The sequence below is a fragment of the Xanthomonas sp. GW genome (genome assembly GCF_014236815.1).
Taxonomy (GTDB): domain Bacteria; phylum Pseudomonadota; class Gammaproteobacteria; order Xanthomonadales; family Xanthomonadaceae; genus Xanthomonas_A.
The window spans coordinates 3,871,803-3,889,175 of record NZ_CP051189.1 but is presented as its reverse complement, the minus strand read 5'-3'; the positions used below and the strand labels follow the sequence as shown (position 1 = coordinate 3,889,175).

Here is a 17,373-nt window from a genome sequence, read left to right as displayed (position 1 = left end):
GCGAAACTATCCGGCTGCGGCGGCCGTCCCGTGCCCGCGTCAACCCGTCTTTCTACATCGTGCCGAGAGCCGTGGGCTCCCGGTGGCAGGAGTCCACATGCAAGCTTCGATCGAAACCACCGGTACCTTGGAACGGCGTCTGACCTTCACCCTGCCGGAGGAGCGCCTGGAGACCCATATCGGCGGCCGCCTGCGCGAAGTCGCGCGCACCGCGCGGATCAAGGGCTTCCGTCCCGGCAAGATCCCGCCGAAGGTGATCGAGCAGCGCTTCGGGCCGCAGATCCGCGCCGAGGCGCTGGACGGCCTGCTGCGCGAGACCTTCGATTCGGCGGTGCGCGAGCACGAGCTGCGCCTGGCCGGCAATCCGCGCATCGACCGCGCCGGCGACAACGAACTGCAGTTCGTGGCCACCTTCGAAGTGGTGCCCGACTTCGGCGACATTGAGGTGGCCAAGCTGGAAGTGATCCGCCACACCGCCGAGGTCACCGACGCCGACATCGAGCAGATGATCGAGAACCTGCGCCTGCAGCGCCGCACCTGGGAGCCCGCCCGGCGTCCGGCGCAGGACGGCGACCTGGTGACCCTGGAAACCTGGTCGCAGGCCGGCGACGAGCGCCTGCCCGCCGAGGGCGTGGAGAAGGGCAGCAGCGTGATCGGCTCGGGCGTCATGTTCCCGGCGATCGAGCAGGGCCTGGTCGGCCTGTCCAAGGACGAGGAAAAGACCCTGACGGTCGATTTCCCGGCCGATTGGCGCGTGCCGCAGTTCGCCGGCAAGCAGGTCCAGGTGCACGTGAAGGCGGTCGAAGTCGCCGCGCCGGTGCTGCCGGAGGTGGACAAGGAGTTCATCAAGAGCTTCGGCGTGAAGAGCGGCGATGCCGAGCAGTTCCGCAAGGACATCCGCATCAATCTGGAGCGCGAGCTCAAGGGCGCGCTGATGAACCGGCTGCGTCGCGAGGTCGGCGAGCAGCTGATCGCCGCCTATGCGTCGGTGGAAATGCCGCCGCGGCTGGTCGAGAACGAAGCGCGTTCGATGCTGGCGCAGCAGGTGGAGCAGATGCGCCGCTCCGGCCGCGATCCGGGCCAGGTGCCGGACGACGCGCACCAGGGTTTCGTCGACGCGGCGCGCAAGCGCGTGCTGGTCGGCCTGCTGGTCGGCGAGGTCGCCCGCCGCAACGAGCTGCGCCTGGACCCCAAGCGGGTCTCGGAAACCCTGCGCCTGATCGCCTCGACCTACGAAGAGCCGGAACAGGTCATTGAGATGTACCGCAACGATCCCCAATTGATGGGTGGACTGCAGAGCCGTGTGATGGAAGAGCAGGTGATCGATTGGATCGCCGAGCGCGCCAAGCACACCGAGCAGGCGATGACGTTCCAGGAAGCGATCCGCCAGTAAGGCGACGCTTCGCGGCGGCCCGCATGTTGCATGCGGGTTGGAGACGCAATCCAAGCCCTCGCAGCCGTGGGGGCGCGACAAGATGCGAAGCCCTGCACATCCCCGTGCAGGGACGACACAGAGCAGGAGTTCCCGCGTGGACAATGTGACCAAGGCCTTGAATCTGGTTCCGATGGTGGTCGAGCAGACCAGCCGCGGCGAGCGTGCCTACGACATCTATTCGCGCCTGCTGAAGGAGCGGCTGATCTTCCTGGTCGGCCCGATCGACGACCACATGGCCAACGTGATCGTGGCGCAGATGCTGTTCCTGGAAGCGGACAACCCGGAAAAAGACATCAACATCTACATCAACTCGCCGGGCGGCGTGGTCACCGCCGGCATGGCGATCTACGACACCATGCAGTACATCAAGCCGGACGTGAGCACCATCTGCATCGGCCAGGCCGCCTCGATGGGCGCGCTGCTGCTGGCCTCGGGCGCGGCCGGCAAGCGTTACGCGCTGCCGAATTCGCGGGTGATGATCCACCAGCCGCTGGGCGGCTTCCAGGGCCAGGCCACCGACATCGACATCCACGCGCGCGAGATCCTGACGCTGCGTTCGCGGCTGAACGAAATCCTGGCCAAGCACACCGGCCAGTCGCTGGAAACCATCGCCCGCGATACCGAGCGCGACAACTTCAAGAGCGCCGCCGACGCGCAGGCTTACGGGCTGGTCGACCAGGTGCTGGAGCGCCGTCCGGAAGAGTCGATCCAGCCGGCATAAGGCTTGCATGTACTGCAAAACGCAGCGTATTCCGCAGGGCCGGGGCCGGGCTAGCGTCCTCCCGGCCCTGTGTTATTCTCGAAATCGAACCCCCGTTCATCGGGTGGGGTAACTGGGTAAGCGAAGCAATGAGCGAAGACCGGCAAGGCCGTTCCGGCGACAGCAACAAGATTCTGTACTGCTCGTTCTGCGGCAAGAGTCAACACGAGGTCCGTAAGCTGATCGCCGGGCCGAGCGTGTTCATCTGCGACGAATGCGTCGAGCTGTGCAACGACATCATCCGCGAGGAGCTCGAGGAGAAGGCGCAGTCCGCACGCAGCAGCCTGCCCAAGCCCAAGGAAATCCTCGAGGTGCTGGACCAGTACGTGATCGGGCAGCTGCGCGCCAAGCGCACGCTCGCCGTGGCCGTGTACAACCACTACAAGCGCATCGAGAGCCGGCAGAAGAACGACGAAGTCGAGCTGGCCAAGTCCAACATCCTGCTGGTCGGTCCGACCGGTTCGGGCAAGACGCTTCTGGCCGAAACGCTGGCGCGCCTGCTCAACGTGCCGTTCACGATCGCCGATGCGACCACGCTGACCGAAGCCGGCTATGTCGGCGAGGACGTGGAAAACATCATCCAGAAGCTGCTGCAGAAGTGCGACTACGACGTCGACAAGGCGCAGCAGGGCATCGTCTACATCGACGAAATCGACAAGATCTCGCGCAAGAGCGAGAACCCGTCGATCACCCGCGACGTGTCCGGCGAAGGCGTGCAGCAGGCGCTGCTGAAGCTGATCGAAGGCACCGTGGCGTCGGTGCCGCCGCAGGGCGGGCGCAAGCATCCGCAGCAGGAATTCCTGCAGGTGGACACCAAGAACATCCTGTTCATCTGCGGCGGCGCGTTCGCCGGCCTGGACAAGGTGATCCAGCAGCGCTCCAACGACGTCGGCGGCATCGGCTTCGGCGCCAAGGTGAAGAGTTCCGAGCGCAAGCGCGAAGTCGGCAAGATCCTGGCGGAAGTGGAGCCGGAAGACCTGATCAAGTTCGGCCTGATTCCCGAGTTCGTCGGCCGCCTGCCGGTGGTCGCCACGCTCGAGGAACTGGACGAGCCGGCGCTGATCCGGATCCTGACCGAGCCGAAGAACGCGATCACCAAGCAGTTCAAGAAGCTGTTCGAGATGGAAGGCGTGGAGCTGGAATTCCGGCCCGACGCGCTGCTGGCCATCGCCAAGAAGGCGCTCAAGCGCAAGACCGGCGCGCGTGGCCTGCGCACCATCGTCGAGTCGGTGCTGCTGGACACGATGTACGAGCTGCCGTCGCAGGAAAACGTCAGCAAGGTGGTGGTGGACGAGTCGGTGATCGAGCACAAGTCCGAGCCGTACCTGATTTATCAGACCCCACCGCCGGCGCCGAAGGTGGCCTCGGCCGAGTGAGTGCCGGGTGAAGCCGCGGCGCTGTCCTGCTGCGGCCTTCGCGACTGGCTAAACGCTTGAAAGAAAAGGGGCTTTTTCGCTGCCCTTGCATCGTCCAGCCGATGGCCCCATAACGGGGCCATCGGCATTTTTATGCCCGCCTTTTCCGCATTCCCGCACCCCACATCGGAACCCTCATGGCCCAGTCCAAATCCGAAGTCCTCGACCTGCCGGTCCTGCCGTTGCGCGACGTCGTGGTCTTCCCGCACATGGTCATCCCGCTGTTCGTCGGCCGCGACAAATCGATGCGCGCGCTCGAGCACGCGATGGAGGCCGACAAGCGCATCCTGCTGGTCGCGCAGAAATCCGCCGAGACCGACGATCCGGTGGCGGCCGACCTGTACAACGTCGGCACCCTGGCGCAGGTGCTGCAATTGCTGAAACTGCCCGACGGCACCATCAAGGTGCTGGTCGAGGGGCTGTCGCGGGTCAGCGTCGACAAGGTGGCCGAACGCGACGGCGCATTGCAGGGCGAGGGCGTCGAGATCGACGCCGCCGAATCGCGCGAGGAGCGCGAGGTCGAGGCGATCGCGCGTTCGCTGATGTCGCTGTTCGAGCAGTACGTCAAGACCAACCGCAAGCTGCCGCCGGAGCTGCTGCAGACGCTGTCGGGCATCGACGAGCCGGGCCGCCTGGCCGACACCATCGCCGCGCACATCGGCGTGCGCCTGGCCGACAAGCAGCGCCTGCTGGAAACCCTGGAAGTGGGCGAGCGGCTGGAGATGCTGGTCGGCCTGGTCGATGGCGAGATCGACGTGCAGCAGCTGGAGAAGCGCATCCGTGGCCGGGTCAAGTCGCAGATGGAGAAGAGCCAGCGCGAGTACTACCTCAACGAGCAGATGAAGGCGATCCAGAAGGAACTGGGCGATCTGGACGACGCGCCCGGCGAACTGGAAGAACTGGCGCGCAAGATCGCCGAGGCGGGCATGCCCAAGCCGGTGGAAACCAAGGCCAAGGCCGAGCTCAACAAGCTCAAGCAGATGTCGCCGATGTCGGCCGAGGCCGCGGTCGTGCGCAACTATCTCGACTGGCTGCTGGGCGTGCCGTGGAAGAAGCGCAGCAAGGTGCGCAAGGACCTGAAGGTCGCGCAGGAAACGCTGGACGCCGATCACTACGGTCTGGAGAAGGTCAAGGACCGCATCCTCGAATATCTGGCGGTGCAGTCGCGGGTGAAGCAGATGAAGGGCCCGATCCTGTGCCTGGTCGGCCCGCCCGGCGTCGGCAAGACCTCGCTCGGCCAGTCCATCGCCAAGGCGACCAACCGCAAGTTCGTGCGCATGTCGCTCGGCGGCGTGCGCGACGAGGCGGAGATCCGTGGGCATCGGCGTACCTACGTCGGCTCGATGCCGGGCCGCATCGTGCAGAACCTCAACAAGGTCAGCAGCAAGAACCCGCTGTTCGTGCTCGACGAGATCGACAAGATGTCGATGGATTTCCGCGGCGATCCGTCCTCGGCGCTGCTGGAAGTGCTCGATCCCGAGCAGAACAACGCCTTCAACGACCACTACCTGGAAGTGGACCTGGACCTGTCCGAAGTGATGTTCGTGGCGACCTCCAACTCGCTGAACATCCCCGGCCCGCTGCTCGACCGGATGGAGGTGATCCGCATCCCCGGCTACACCGAGGACGAGAAGCTGGCCATCGCCATGCGCTACCTGGTGCCCAAGCAACTGAAGGCCAACGGCCTGAAGGGCGACGAGCTGGAGATCGCCGCCGACGCGATCCGCGACATCGTGCGCTACTACACGCGCGAATCCGGCGTGCGTAACCTGGAGCGCGAAGTTGCCAAGATCTGCCGCAAGGTGGTCAAGGAAATCGCGCTGGCCGGTCCGCAGCCGGCAGTGGCCAAGAAGGCGCCGGCGAAGAAGGGCGCGGCGGTCCGCAAGGACAAGGCGCGGGTCAGCGTCGGTTCCAAGAACCTGGACAAGTACCTGGGCGTGCGCCGCTTCGATTTCGGCCGCGCCGAGGAGCAGAACGAAGTCGGCCTGGTCACCGGCCTGGCCTGGACCGAAGTCGGCGGCGATCTGCTGCAGATCGAATCGACCCTGGTCCCGGGCAAGGGCGCGGTGATCCTGACCGGCCAGCTCGGCGACGTGATGAAGGAATCGGCCTCGGCGGCGCTGTCGGTGGTGCGTTCGCGCGCCGAGCGGCTCGGCATCGAGGTCGACTTTCTGCAGAAGCACGACGTGCATCTGCACGTGCCCGATGGCGCCACGCCGAAGGACGGCCCCAGCGCAGGCATCGCGATGGTGACCTCGCTGGTGTCGATGCTGACCAAGGTGCCGGTCAAGGCCGATGTGGCGATGACCGGCGAGATTACCTTGCGCGGCCGCGTGTCGGCGATCGGCGGGCTCAAGGAGAAGCTGCTGGCGGCGCTGCGCGGCGGCATCCACACGGTGATCATCCCGGAGGAGAACCGTAAGGATCTGGCCGACATTCCGGAGAACGTCACTCGCGACCTGAAGATCGTGCCGGTCAAGTGGATCGACGAGGTGCTCGACCTGGCGCTGGAGACGCCGTTGAAGCCCAAGGTGGCGGCCGCCACCGAGGGCGAGCCGGTGCGGCGCAAGCCCAAGCCGAAAGCATCCTCGAACGCCCGCGTCAAGCACTGAAGAGCGCTGAACCGCGCCCGCCCAAGTGGCTCAAACCCGCGCCGTTGCTGGCTTTTCGGCTTGCGCGGGTGGGAGGCCGCTGGTATAAATGCACGACTTGCGAGCACTGCCAACGCGCGTGCTTGGTAGTGAAAACATCAATCGGGGCCTCGTCGCTGACGAGGCAGGCCACGCCGACACCCGATCCTCAATTCCGCGGTTTTCTGCCGCACATGGAGTCATCAAGAAATGAATAAAGCCGAACTGAACGACGCTATCGCCGCCGCTGCGGATATCTCCAAGGCCGAAGCCGGTCGCGCCGTCGACGCCTTCGTGTCCGAAGTCACCAAGGCGCTCAAGAAGGGCGACAGCGTGACCCTCGTTGGCTTCGGCACCTTCCAGGTGCGCGACCGTGCCGAGCGCACCGGCCGCAACCCGAAGACCGGCGACTCGATCAAGATCGCCGCGTCGAAGAATCCGACCTTCAAGGCTGGCAAAGCGCTGAAGGATGCCGTAAACTAATCGACTCGCTAGGGTGCTTAGCTCAGCGGTAGAGCGTCTCCTTTACACGGAGAGGGTCGGGGGTTCGAAACCCTCAGCACCCACCAGAGCACCGAGCGGCAAGTTTTAAAAGCGGAGTGGTAGTTCAGTCGGTTAGAATGCTGGCCTGTCACGCCGGAGGTCGCGGGTTCGAGTCCCGTCCACTCCGCCAGTTGCACCGAAGCCCCTGAGAAATCGGGGGTTTCGTTTCTCGAAGCATCCGCCGCGCCTTGCGCTGCGCAGATACCTAGAGATTGCGGGCCTCGTGCCTGCCTCCGTTCAAAAAGCGGAGTGGTAGTTCAGTCGGTTAGAATGCTGGCCTGTCACGCCGGAGGTCGCGGGTTCGAGTCCCGTCCACTCCGCCAGTTTTGTACGCGAAACCCCCGAGCGATCGGGGGTTTCTTTTTTTCCGGAATGCCTTGCCGGCGACCGCCATGTGGGCCGCGGATTTCATGCGGGCGCACGCGCCGCGGCACGCCATTCCGCCGCAGGGCGTGAAGCGGGTTAAACTGCGCGGCTCGCCAACAGGCTCGGTTCCCAACCAATGCTGCAGAAACTCCGCGAAAAGACCTCGGGCTGGATCGCCACCGCGATCATCGGCCTGTTGATGATTCCGTTCCTGTTCGTCATCGACAGCAGCTACCTCGGTGGCGTCGGTGCCAACAACGTCGCCAAGGTGCAGGCGCCGCCGTCGTGGTGGTCGTCGGCGCCGTCGTGGTGGCCGGTGTCGTTCCTGTGGCAGCACCACGAGGTGAGCACCGAGCAGTTCCGTGCGCGCTTCGAGGAAGCGCGGCTGCAGGCGCGCGAGCAGCAGGGCGAGAACTTCGATCCGCGCGAGTTCGAGAGCGCCGACAACAAGCGCAAGGTGCTCGATCAGTTGATCGACGAGCAGGTGGTGAAACTGGCCGCCGAGCAGGCGCACGTGGTGGTCGGCGATGCCGCGGTCCGCGACTACATCGCCACCATTCCGGCGTTCCAGAAAGACGGCAAGTTCGATCCGGAACGCTATCGCCTGGCGCTGGCCTCGGCCACCCCGCCGCGGACGCCGGCGATGTTCGACCAGTTGGTGCGCGATGGTTTGCAGCAGTCGTTGATTCCGTCCGCGCTGATGGAATCGGCGTTCGCGACCAAGCAGGAATCCGAGCGTCTGCTGAAGATGCTCGGCGAAACCCGCGACGTCGACCTGGCGCTGTTGCCGGAACAGCCGGCCGACACTACCCCGGTCAGCGACGCGCAGGTGCAGCAGTGGTACGACGCGCACCAGGCCGACTTCAAGCAGCCGGAGCGGGTGTCGATCGAATACGTCGAACTGGACGCGAGCAAGCTGCCGCCGGCCAAGCCGGCCGATGAGGCGGCGCTGCGCAAGCGCTACGAGGACGAGAAGGCCCGCTTCGTCGAGCCCGACCAGCGCCTGACCTCGCACATCCTGATCAGTGCCGGCAAGGATCCGGCGGCGCAGAAGGCCGCCGAGGCCAAGGCCGCCAAGCTCGCGGCCGAGGCCAAGCAGCCCGGCGCCGATTTCGCCGCGCTGGCCCGCGCCAATTCCGAGGACCCGGGTTCCAAGAACGCCGGTGGCGACCTGGGTTGGGTCGAGCGGGGGGTGATGATCAAGCCGTTCGAGGACGCCTTGTTCGCGATGAAGGCCGGCGACATCGTCGGCCCGGTGAAGAGCGAGTTCGGCTACCACGTGATCCAGCTGCGCGAGATCAAAGGCGGCCAGGGCAAGAGCTTCGAGCAGGTGCGCGACCAGTTGGCCGGCGAGCAGCTGCAGGCCGACAACGAGAAGGTCTACAGCGATCTGAGCGGCAAGCTGGTCGACCTGGTGCTGAAGAACCCGACCGCGCTGGCGCCGGCGGCAAAGGAAGTGGGCTTGCCGGTGCAGACCCTGGGGCCGTTCTCGCGCGCCGACGGCAGCGGCATCGCCGCGCAGCCTGCGGTGCTGCGTGCGGCGTTCTCCGACACGCTGGTGCAGGACGGCACGGTCAGCGATCCGATCACCCTGGGCCCGAACCACAGCGTGCTGATCCGCGTCACCCAGCACCTGCCCGAGCAGACCCAGCCGCTGGCCAAGGTGCGCGAGCAGGTGGTGGCCGCGGTGCATGCCGATCGCACGGCCAAGGCGGCCGCGGCGAAGGCCGACGCGCTGCTGGAGAAGCTGCGCAAGGGCGAGACGCTGCAGGCGCTGGCGGGTCCGGAGAAGCTGCAGATCAACCCGATGCCGGGGCTGCCGCGCACCGTGCCGATGCCGAGCCCGGAAGCCAACCGCGCGATCTTCAGCGCGCCGCTGCCGGTCGCGGGCAAGCCGTCGGTGGGCAAGGTCGAGCTGTCGGCGAATGGCGTGCCGGGCGGTGCCAAGCGCTACGCGCTGTTCGTGCTCAACAAGGTGAACCCGGGCGACCTGAGCAAGGTGCCGGCGGAACAGCAGGCGACGCTGAAGCAGCAGTTGGGCCAGATCGAAGGCGCTGCCGCGTCGAAGGCCTACATCGACGCGATGCGCAAGCGCTACAAGGTCAGCGTGCAGGAAGCGAATCTGTAATCGCTGTTTGCGCCGATGCGTGATGCGAACAAGCCCGGTCCTGCCGGGCTTGTTCGTTTGTGGGTCTGCACTCCGGCTCTTGAGACATTCGGCGCTCCGGCACTCGGAGCACGGAGCACGGGATCACTTGGGACATTCGGATGTGCGGTGATGTGCCACGCGAGCGTGCGTCGTGACGTGGTCGCTGCGGCAGGGCCGTAAGGGCGGCAAGGAAGTGTGCATGTGCTCGCGCATGCGCCGGTGCGCCGTACCCTCATCCGCCCCTTCGGGGCACCTTCTCCCGAGGGGAGAAGGGAGCGTCAGTACGCACGTGTGGACGCACGCGCAGGGCGGTTGCGTCTGCACTCGGCAGCGTCAGCGCCGGTGGCGATGACCGTTGGCGACGCGGTGTGCATTGCCGCAACGATATGTTCGACAAGGGGGCCGGGTGTTCGCTTCGGGTCAATGTGCAGCGTTTGCGGTCCAGTCGTTTTTCGACTATTCGCCACGCGGTGGAGGCGGCGTCAGCGGGCGGCCCACGAGTACGCCGACAAGCAGTCGCCGACCGTGGACGTGACCTACACCGCGCGCGACGGCGCGGCGCTGGCGGCCGCGTTCGGCGTCGCGCTGCCGGAGGGTGTCGAAGTCGCGGACGCCCGCCTTGGGCTGCGGCGCTGGCCAATGCGGGAACGCTTGATGCTCTCGTTTCTCTCGGCCGTTTGCCAAGGGGCATATTGCGTTGGCCGACGTCGGCAGCGTTGCCGGTTGCCGCTCTCGCGGTCCCGCCGCAGCGGAACTCGCTTATTCCTCGTAGCTCAGCACCATCCCAGGACGCAGCACGCTGCGCGCTGACAGGCCGTTCTTCGCCAGCAGCGTCTGCACGGTGATGCCGTAGCGCTTGGCGATGGTCCAGGCGGTGTCGCCGTCGCGGACGGTGTGGGTGCGCCGCGCCGCGGGCGTGCGCTGGCGCATGCGTGGCGGCGTGGGCTCGGCGATGCTGGCGACGACACGCGTCGCCGGCGCTTCTTCGGCCTGCTGCGGTTGTGCCGCCAACGCCATGGCATCGGCAGCGGCCGTGGCGGCGCTGCCGCCGTTGCCGACCGGCGCCAGTACCGGCAGCGCGCGCTTTTTGTTGCGCACGCTGCCCAGCGCCGGATTCAGCCGTGCGACCTGGTTGCCCTGCAACGCCTGCTGCCGCGCCCATTCGTCCAGCGCCATGCCGGCGGGCAGGGTGCGCGCCTGCAGGATCGGTACTTCGCGGTCCAGCGAGGCCATCCATTCGTCGCGGGTCTGCGCCTGTTCCAGCACGCACGCCAGCGCGTGCAGCTTCTCGACGTAGGCATAGGTGATCGGCGACAGCCCCGGCAACTTGGCCGGCTGCGCGTTCTGCGCGTTCATGCCGGCACGGCGCATCGACTGCAGCACGCGGTACTCGCCGGCGTTGTAGGCCATGATCGCCAGGCGCCAGTCGCCGCCGAACATGCCGTGCAAAGTCTTCAGGTAACGCACCGCGGCGCGGGTGGAATCCACCGCGGACAGGCGGCCGTCGTAGCCGCCTTCGACCGGCACGTCGTGGTTGCGCGCGGTGTCGGCGATGAACTGCCACAGTCCGGCGGGACCACTGCTATTGCGCGCGGCGGGGCGGTAGCCGCTCTCCACGAACGGGATCAGCGCGAATTCGGTCGGTAGGTCGGCGGCGCGCAGTTCGTCCACCACGTAGCCGAACAGCGGCAGCACGTCCTCGTCCTCGTTGGCCAGCCGCGCCGGCGCGCGCGCGAACTGCTGCTTCCAGCGCGCGTCGGTGGCGCCGCCGTCGCATTGCGCGTCGGCCAGCCCGTCGCGGAAGCTGGCGAGGATGGTGTGGCCATTACGCGTGGTCGCCGGCGGCAGCGCCGCGGCGTCCATCGGCAACACGTTCAGTCCGGCGACGGTCTGCTCCAGCGCCGCACCGATGGGTGCCGCCGCGCTCGCGGAGGAGGTTGCCGAGGCGATCGCCAGGGTCAGCGCCGCCGTCAAAAGCAGCGACCTCATGCGCGAAAATCGTCTTTCCAGCGCCTTAATTCGGCGAATACTTCCACTTCGTCGCGGGCGCCGCGGCCGAGCCGGGCGCCGACCGCCTGCTGAATCGCCGCCGAGGCGGTGCGCAGGAACGGATTGGTCGCCACTTCGCTGGCGAGGCTGACGGGAACAGTGGGACGGGCAGCATGACGCATGGCCTGGACTTCCTGATGGCGCTGCCGCAAGGCAGCGTTGGTGGGATCGACCGTGACGGCGAATGCCGCATTGGCCAGGGTGTATTCGTGTCCGCAACACAGCAGCGTGGCGCCCGGGAGGGCAGCCAGCCGTTGCAGCGAACCCAACATCTGGGAGGGCGTACCTTCGAACATGCGCCCACAGCCTAGGCTGAACAGCGTATCCCCGCTGAACAGGTGGCCTTCGCCGACATAGGCCACGTGCGAACGGGTATGCCCCGGCACGAAAAGGGTCTGGAACTCCCATCCCAGCACCTGGACCGCATCGCCGTCGCCGACGCGCTGGCTGGCGAACGGGACCCGCGGCTCGTCCGCCGGGGCATACACAGGCAGGTCCGGCCAGCGCTCGCGCAGGGCCGCCACGCCGCCGATGTGGTCGTCGTGATGGTGGGTCAGCAGCACCGCGGCCGGTTGCAGTCCTTGCGCGGCGGCTTCGAACACCGGCTCGGCCTGACCGGGGTCGACCAGCACGGCGCGGCCATCCGCGGCGGCGATCGCCCAGATGTAATTATCCTGGAATGCGGGCAGGGCGATCAGTCGCATAGAATTGGCACCATGCCTGCCACCCCGTTCCCCCGTCAAGCCGCCGTCTCATCCTGGTTTGATACGGTTGTGGCGCAACAGCTGCTCCAGGCCGAGCAGCCGTTGATCCTTGACGCCTTGCTCGCACGTCCCGCGCAGCCTTGGTTGTGGCTGGCGCCGGTGCCGTTCGCGCCGCTGGCGCGCGAGCTGCCGGGGCGTGGCGTGCGCCTGCACCGCACCACGCGCGGCTACTCCGGCGACCTGGTGTGCACGCTGCCGTTGCCGCTGCCCTCGGAGAGCGTCAACGCGATCGTGCTGCAGCACGTGCTTGGCGCCGATGCCGCGGCGCTGCTGGAAGAATGCGAGCGGGTGCTGCTGCCGGGCGGCCGGGTCTGGCTGTTCGCGCTCAACGCGGTCAGCCCGTACCGGCTACGCTGGCGCCGGCAGGGCCTGGTGGCACGGCCGCCGGGCAGCTGGCGCGGGCTGCTGGGGCAGGCCGGGTTGCCGTGCACCGAGCCGCTGCGCTATCTCGGGCCGGTCTGGCCGACCCGCGGCGGCGTCGGCTCGGCAACCTCCGGCGCGCCGCTGCGCGCGGTGTGCCTGCTGCAGGCGGAAAAGCGCACCGCCGCCGGCATCGGCCCCATTCCGCTGCGCGCGCCGGTACGCTGGCGCGGTTCGGCCGCCTCCATTTGATTCCTGGACGACCATGAAGACTGTTGATATCCACACCGACGGCGCCTGCCTCGGCAATCCCGGCCCCGGCGGCTGGGCCGCGCTGTTGCGCTACAAGGGCCTGGAGCGCGAAGTCGCCGGCGCCGAGGCGCACACCACCAACAACCGCATGGAACTGATGGCCGCGATCATGGCGCTGGAAACGCTCAGCGAGCCGTGCCAGATCGTGCTGCATACCGATTCGCAGTACGTGCGCCAGGGCATCACCGAATGGATGCCGGGCTGGGTGCGGCGGCAGTGGAAGACCGCCGGCGGCGATCCGGTCAAGAACCGCGACCTGTGGGAGCGGCTGCATGCCGCCGCGCAGCGGCACAGCATCGATTGGCGCTGGGTCAAGGGCCACAGCGGCGATCCGGACAACGAGCGGGTCGACGTGCTGGCGCGCAACCAGGCGCTGCGGGTGCGCGCCGGCGGCACCGCGGTCGCGTCCTGATCCTTTCCACGCCTCATCCTGCAGCGAGCCACATGCGTCAGATCATCCTCGATACCGAAACCACCGGCCTGGAATGGAAGAAGGGCAACCGCGTCGTCGAAATCGGCGCGGTGGAACTGCTCGAACGCCGCCCCAGCGGGCGCAACTTCCATCGCTATCTGCGCCCGGACTGCGACTTCGAACCCGGCGCGCAGGAAGTCACCGGCCTGACCCTGGAATTCCTCGCCGACAAGCCGGAATTCCACGAGGTGGTGGACGAGTTCCTGGCGTTCATCGACGGCGCCGAACTGATCATCCACAACGCCTCGTTCGATCTGGGCTTCCTCGACAACGAACTGTCGCGGCTGGGCACGTCCTACGGGCGCATCCTCGACCGTGCCACGGTCATCGACACGCTGTTGCTGGCGCGCGAGCGCTTCCCGGGCCAGCGCAATTCGCTGGACGCGCTGTGCAAGCGCCTGGGCGTGGACAACTCGCACCGGCAGCTGCACGGCGCGCTGCTCGATGCGCAGATCCTCAGCGACGTCTACATTGCGCTGACCTCGGGGCAGGAGGAGATCGGCTTCGCCCTGGCCGACCAGCGCGGCAACCACGCCGACGGTCAACGCGCGGCGTTCGATATGGCGACGCTGCTGCCGCGGCCGCGGGTGCTGCCGACCGCCTCGGAGCTGGAGGCGCACCAGGCGCGGCTGGAAAAGCTGCGCAAGAAGGCCGGGCGCGCGCTGTGGGACGCCGACGAGCCTGTGCTGGTCGAAGCCGTGGCTGGCTGAGCCGCCGCGGCGCTGGGCGCTGGCATTTGTCGGCGTGCGTCGGCGGGGATTCGCCATGCTGGTGCCGGAGCCGGTCTGCGCGGCAATGGCACGGGCGGCGGCGCGGCCATCCAGGCACGCGCCGGAGCAGCGGTGGCATGGCCGGGTATGGGCGTGCGTGCTAGCGCAGCGTTAGCGCGGTCTCTTGTGACGGCACACGCTGCGGCATCGATGTTGCCAACCAGCTAACGCCGCGTTCGCGGTCGGCGCCATAGTCGGCACCGGTCGCGCGCCTGCCTGCGCTCAGTGGCAGCGCACCAGGATCGCGGTTATGTTGTCCGAGCCGCCGCCGTCCAGCGCGGCCGCCACCAGCGTATCCACGCATTCCTGCGCGCTGCAGTCGTCGTGGCCGAGCGTGGCGGCGATGCCGGGGTCGTCCACTTCTTCGGTCAGCCCGTCGCTGCACAGCAGCAGTTGCATGCCCGGGCGCAGTTCGCCAGTCATCGTGGCCACGTTGAGGTGCAGCGGATCGGTGACGCCCAGCGCCTGGGTGACCACGTTGCGGTGCGGATGCGCGCGTGCCTGCTCGGCGGTCAGTGCGCCCTGCGCGATCAGTTCCTGCACATAGCTGTGGTCCTGGCTGAGCTGGGCCAGCTTGCCGTCGCGCCACAGGTAGGCGCGGCTGTCGCCGACCCAGGCCACCTCGAAGCGGTTGCCCTGCACGCGCGCGGCGACCACGGTGGTGCCCATCGGCAAGGTGTCGTTGCGCCGGCGCGAGGCGCGGATGATCTCTTCGTCGGCGATGCGGATTGCCTGCGCCAGCGGCGTGCCGCCGCGCACCTCGCGGACGATGGCCTCGCGCGCCAGGGCGCTGGCCACCTCGCCGCAGGCATGCCCGCCCATGCCGTCGGCGACCAGCCACAGGCCGAGCTCGTTGTCGCCGTAATAGGTGTCCTCGTTGAGTTCGCGGCGCAGGCCGACGTGGGTGAGGTGTCCGAATTCGATCATTGCGCGCCCACGGCCGGCCCGGCTTCCTGTCATTCAAACGGCATCATCGCGGCCAAGCGGACATCAGGCAATCGCTGGCCGCGCCGCGGGGCAGGCGGGGTTCATGGCGGTGCGGGGTGGGGGCCGGGCTGCCTTGCGACGCGGCGCTTGTCCGCGCGCGGCGGGAACCGTATGATGCACGCCCCCGGTCCGCCGGGGACCACCCGGGAAGGTGGCAGAGCGGTTGAATGTACCTGACTCGAAATCAGGCAGGCGTTTATAGCGCCTCGGGGGTTCGAATCCCCCCCTTCCCGCCAGTTTCGCGGCAGCAGTATCGCCCGTGCGCAGAAGGCCCCGTCAGGGGCCTTCTGTTTTTTGACGGCCGCGGCCACGCCGCGCCGACATGGCTTTAAGGCCTGCTGGTTACACTTCCTCTCAACTCTCGCCTGGGTGTGCCCATGTCCGAAATCCTCGTCCCCGTGTCCTTCGGCGAACTGCTCGACAAGATCGCCATCCTGCAGATCAAGTCCGAGCGCATCGGCGATGCGGCCAAGCTGGCCAACGTGCGCGCGGAGCTGTCGGCGCTGGAAAAGACCTGGATGGCGCATCCGGCCGCCAGCGGCGACGTCGCCCGCCTGCGCCTGGAGCTGAAGGCGGTCAACGAGCGCCTGTGGGTGATCGAGGACGAGATCCGGATCAAGGAGAAGGCGCAGGCCTTCGACGAGGAATTCATCAAGCTCGCGCGCAGCGTGTACTACGAGAACGACGAGCGCGCGCGGATCAAGAAGGAGATCAACCTGGCGCTGGGTTCCAGCTACGTCGAAGAGAAGTCCTACCAGGACTACCGCGGCGCGGCGTCCTGAGCGAAACAGCCGGGAGGCGTTGCCGCCTCCCGGTGCGGCCCCTGTAGGCCAGGGACGGGTGGATCAGGCGCGGGCGACCAGGATTCCGGTCAGCCGGCGCACCAGCGGCAATGCCAGCAGCAGGGTCGGAAAGGCGATCAGCCACGACAACGCCCAGGCGCCCAGCCATAGCGTGTAAACGCCCGGCGCCAGACCGACCGTGCGCAGCGTACTGATCATCGAGACCACGCAGGTCATCAGGATCGACAACAACAGCGGCATCACCCAGCCGGCATGACGGGAATGCAGCTTGCGCGGGAAAAACCGAGGGGAACGGGACATGCTGGAAACTCCGTAAGCCGGTCGAAGCAAAGGCGCCACCCGTGGGCGCCGAGGCGCTGACGGGAAACGGCCCCGGACGAATCCGGCGCGGTTGGCGCGTTGCTTGACGTAAACGCTTACGGCGGCGTCCGCAGACCGAAGTGGTGGCGAACGCGCAGGCGCATGGTAAGGCCGCGCTCGGCCCGCGCACAAGCCGGCTTACATGCCCTGGTCGGTGCGGTAGCGCTCGAACGCGGCGATCGCGTCGTCCACGCCGATCAGCGCCATCACCGCGTCGAATTCGATCTTGCTGCCCCATTTCAGCTGCTCGGCCGGCTTGCCGAGGAACTTGCGCGCCGCCGCATCGTACTTGTCCACGCAGTAGCGGATGTCCGAATACGGGCCGCTGCGGCGCGGGTTGCTGGCCGCGTGCAGGCCCAGCACCTTGCTGCCCACGGCGTTGGCGATGTGCATCGGGCCCGAGTCCGGGGTCATCACCAGCGCGGCGCGCTGCAGCAGCGCCGGCAGTTGCTTGAGCGTGTCGCGGCCGACCAGGTCCAGCGCCGGCGCGCGCATCGCCGCGACGATGGCGTCGGCCGTGCTGCGCTCCAGTTCGCTGCGCCCGCCGCACAGCACCACCCGCCAGCCCTGCGCGGCGGCGTGGTCGGCGACCGCGGCGTAGCGGTCGGCGTACCAGTTGCGGCGCACGTGGCTGGAACAGGGCGAGATCAGCAGCGCCGGGCGGCCGTCCTCGGGCCATTGCGCCTGTGCCCAGGCGTGCGCGTCGTCGGGAATCGGCAGGTCCCAGCGCACCTCGGTCTGGCGCAGGCCCAGCGGTTCGCAGAAGCTGCCGATCGCGTCGAGCACGTGGATGCCGGGGCGGTCGGGAATGCGTTCGTTGACGAACAGGCCGTGCAGGTCCTTGGAGCGGCTGCGGTCGTAGCCGATGCGGCGGCGCGCGCGCACGAACGCGGACAGCACGTTGGCGCGCAACGCCACCTGCATCTGCAGCAGCGCGTCGAAGCCCTGGGCCGGCAGTTCGCGGCGCAGCGCGCGCATGCCGGCCAGGCCGCTGCGCTTGTCGTAGTCGTGGAAGATCACCCCGGGCAGGCCGTCTAGCAGCCTGTGCCCGCCCTTGTCGATGATCCAGTGCAGCGGCGGCGCGGCGGGCCAGGCGCGCTGCAGGGTGCGCACCAGCGGCACCACATGGGTCACGTCCCCCAGCGCCGACAGGCGCAACAGGCACAGCGAAGGGAGCGTTGCTGCCATGGTGTTGTTA

At 67.6% G+C, this 17,373-nt stretch carries 15 protein-coding genes and 4 tRNA genes; 14 read left to right on the top strand and 5 right to left on the bottom strand.

Going from position 1 to position 17,373, the window contains the following annotated elements:
* The first annotated feature begins 97 nt into the window (after positions 1-97).
* The 9 genes from tig to HEP73_RS16625 all read left to right on the top strand — a co-directional run bounded on the left by tig (position 98) and on the right by HEP73_RS16625 (position 9,277).
* Positions 98-1,393 carry a trigger factor gene (gene tig, locus HEP73_RS16665; protein WP_185820824.1) on the top strand — a complete coding sequence of 432 codons (1,296 nt, stop codon included), beginning with the start codon at positions 98-100 and terminating at the stop codon, positions 1,391-1,393.
* Positions 1,394-1,529: 136 nt separating this feature from the next.
* Positions 1,530-2,156, top strand: coding sequence for an ATP-dependent Clp endopeptidase proteolytic subunit ClpP (clpP, locus tag HEP73_RS16660; RefSeq protein WP_185813680.1), 627 nt, complete (start codon positions 1,530-1,532; stop codon positions 2,154-2,156).
* A 128-nt stretch (positions 2,157-2,284) separates the two neighbouring features.
* Positions 2,285-3,571, top strand: a complete 1,287-nt coding sequence (clpX, locus tag HEP73_RS16655) for an ATP-dependent Clp protease ATP-binding subunit ClpX (RefSeq protein ID WP_003468538.1) — start codon at positions 2,285-2,287, stop codon at positions 3,569-3,571.
* A gap of 176 nt (positions 3,572-3,747) precedes the next feature.
* Positions 3,748-6,222 (top strand): endopeptidase La, encoded by a 2,475-nt coding sequence (gene lon, locus HEP73_RS16650; protein WP_185820823.1) that lies wholly within the window; start codon positions 3,748-3,750, stop codon positions 6,220-6,222.
* A 228-nt stretch (positions 6,223-6,450) separates the two neighbouring features.
* Positions 6,451-6,723 (top strand): HU family DNA-binding protein, encoded by a 273-nt coding sequence (locus HEP73_RS16645; RefSeq protein ID WP_009607753.1) that lies wholly within the window; start codon positions 6,451-6,453, stop codon positions 6,721-6,723.
* Positions 6,724-6,734: 11 nt separating this feature from the next.
* Positions 6,735-6,809 (top strand) — tRNA-Val (locus HEP73_RS16640).
* 27 nt (positions 6,810-6,836) lie between these two features.
* A tRNA-Asp gene (locus HEP73_RS16635) sits at positions 6,837-6,913 on the top strand.
* 116 nt (positions 6,914-7,029) lie between these two features.
* Positions 7,030-7,106, top strand: a tRNA-Asp gene (locus HEP73_RS16630).
* 179 nt (positions 7,107-7,285) lie between these two features.
* On the top strand, positions 7,286-9,277 hold the full coding sequence (locus HEP73_RS16625; protein ID WP_185820822.1) for a peptidylprolyl isomerase: 1,992 nt from the start codon (positions 7,286-7,288) through the stop codon (positions 9,275-9,277).
* Positions 9,278-10,057: 780 nt separating this feature from the next.
* Here the strand turns inward: HEP73_RS16625 and HEP73_RS16620 are convergent.
* Entirely contained in the window at positions 10,058-11,287 is a 1,230-nt protein-coding gene (locus HEP73_RS16620) for a lytic transglycosylase domain-containing protein (protein WP_185820821.1), read from the bottom strand.
* Entirely contained in the window at positions 11,284-12,051 is a 768-nt protein-coding gene (gene gloB, locus HEP73_RS16615; protein WP_185820820.1) for a hydroxyacylglutathione hydrolase, read from the bottom strand. Before gloB ends, HEP73_RS16620 begins: the two co-directional genes overlap by 4 nt.
* 12 nt (positions 12,052-12,063) lie before the next feature.
* On the opposite strand from gloB, the gene HEP73_RS16610 reads away from it, so the two are divergent.
* The 3 genes from HEP73_RS16610 to dnaQ are packed head-to-tail and all read left to right on the top strand — an operon-like array spanning position 12,064 to position 13,965.
* Positions 12,064-12,723 (top strand): class I SAM-dependent methyltransferase, encoded by a 660-nt coding sequence (locus HEP73_RS16610; RefSeq protein ID WP_185820819.1) that lies wholly within the window; start codon positions 12,064-12,066, stop codon positions 12,721-12,723.
* 13 nt (positions 12,724-12,736) lie between these two features.
* Positions 12,737-13,195 carry a ribonuclease HI gene (gene rnhA / locus HEP73_RS16605; protein ID WP_185820818.1) on the top strand — a complete coding sequence of 153 codons (459 nt, stop codon included), beginning with the start codon at positions 12,737-12,739 and terminating at the stop codon, positions 13,193-13,195.
* A gap of 32 nt (positions 13,196-13,227) precedes the next feature.
* A complete protein-coding gene (gene dnaQ, locus HEP73_RS16600; RefSeq protein ID WP_185820817.1) occupies positions 13,228-13,965 on the top strand; it encodes a DNA polymerase III subunit epsilon in 738 nt (245 codons plus the stop codon).
* Positions 13,966-14,247: 282 nt separating this feature from the next.
* Here the strand turns inward: dnaQ and HEP73_RS16595 are convergent, their stop codons facing one another.
* Entirely contained in the window at positions 14,248-14,952 is a 705-nt protein-coding gene (locus HEP73_RS16595; protein WP_145701570.1) for a PP2C family protein-serine/threonine phosphatase, read from the bottom strand.
* A 205-nt stretch (positions 14,953-15,157) separates the two neighbouring features.
* On the opposite strand from HEP73_RS16595, the gene HEP73_RS16590 reads away from it, so the two are divergent.
* Positions 15,158-15,248, top strand: a tRNA-Ser gene (locus tag HEP73_RS16590).
* Positions 15,249-15,389: 141 nt separating this feature from the next.
* On the top strand, positions 15,390-15,794 hold the full coding sequence (locus HEP73_RS16585; RefSeq protein WP_179570641.1) for a DUF6165 family protein: 405 nt from the start codon (positions 15,390-15,392) through the stop codon (positions 15,792-15,794).
* A gap of 63 nt (positions 15,795-15,857) precedes the next feature.
* Here HEP73_RS16585 and HEP73_RS16580 read toward each other — a convergent pair whose 3' ends face one another.
* Both HEP73_RS16580 and HEP73_RS16575 read right to left on the bottom strand, forming a co-directional pair.
* On the bottom strand, positions 15,858-16,115 hold the full coding sequence (locus tag HEP73_RS16580; protein WP_185820816.1) for a DUF2798 domain-containing protein: 258 nt from the start codon (positions 16,113-16,115) through the stop codon (positions 15,858-15,860).
* A gap of 198 nt (positions 16,116-16,313) precedes the next feature.
* The gene (locus HEP73_RS16575; protein ID WP_185820815.1) at positions 16,314-17,363 is read right to left on the bottom strand and encodes a glycosyltransferase family 9 protein; all 1,050 of its coding nucleotides are present in this window, start codon (positions 17,361-17,363) and stop codon (positions 16,314-16,316) included.
* Between the last annotated feature and the right edge of the window lie 10 nt (positions 17,364-17,373).

Bases quoted from the DNA above. Each gene is read 5' to 3' on its own strand.
- tig (WP_185820824.1), top strand. From the start codon at position 98: ATGCAAGCTTCGATCGAAACCACCGGTACCTTGGAACGGCGTCTGACC.
- clpX (WP_003468538.1), top strand. From the start codon at position 2,285: ATGAGCGAAGACCGGCAAGGCCGTTCCGGCGACAGCAACAAGATTCTG.
- lon (WP_185820823.1), top strand. From the start codon at position 3,748: ATGGCCCAGTCCAAATCCGAAGTCCTCGACCTGCCGGTCCTGCCGTTG.
- HEP73_RS16645 (WP_009607753.1), top strand. From the start codon at position 6,451: ATGAATAAAGCCGAACTGAACGACGCTATCGCCGCCGCTGCGGATATC.
- HEP73_RS16625 (WP_185820822.1), top strand. From the start codon at position 7,286: ATGCTGCAGAAACTCCGCGAAAAGACCTCGGGCTGGATCGCCACCGCG.
- HEP73_RS16620 (WP_185820821.1), bottom strand. From the start codon at position 11,287: ATGAGGTCGCTGCTTTTGACGGCGGCGCTGACCCTGGCGATCGCCTCG.
- gloB (WP_185820820.1), bottom strand. From the start codon at position 12,051: ATGCGACTGATCGCCCTGCCCGCATTCCAGGATAATTACATCTGGGCG.
- HEP73_RS16610 (WP_185820819.1), top strand. From the start codon at position 12,064: ATGCCTGCCACCCCGTTCCCCCGTCAAGCCGCCGTCTCATCCTGGTTT.
- rnhA (WP_185820818.1), top strand. From the start codon at position 12,737: ATGAAGACTGTTGATATCCACACCGACGGCGCCTGCCTCGGCAATCCC.
- dnaQ (WP_185820817.1), top strand. From the start codon at position 13,228: ATGCGTCAGATCATCCTCGATACCGAAACCACCGGCCTGGAATGGAAG.
- HEP73_RS16595 (WP_145701570.1), bottom strand. From the start codon at position 14,952: ATGATCGAATTCGGACACCTCACCCACGTCGGCCTGCGCCGCGAACTC.
- HEP73_RS16585 (WP_179570641.1), top strand. From the start codon at position 15,390: ATGTCCGAAATCCTCGTCCCCGTGTCCTTCGGCGAACTGCTCGACAAG.
- HEP73_RS16580 (WP_185820816.1), bottom strand. From the start codon at position 16,115: ATGTCCCGTTCCCCTCGGTTTTTCCCGCGCAAGCTGCATTCCCGTCAT.
- HEP73_RS16575 (WP_185820815.1), bottom strand. From the start codon at position 17,363: ATGGCAGCAACGCTCCCTTCGCTGTGCCTGTTGCGCCTGTCGGCGCTG.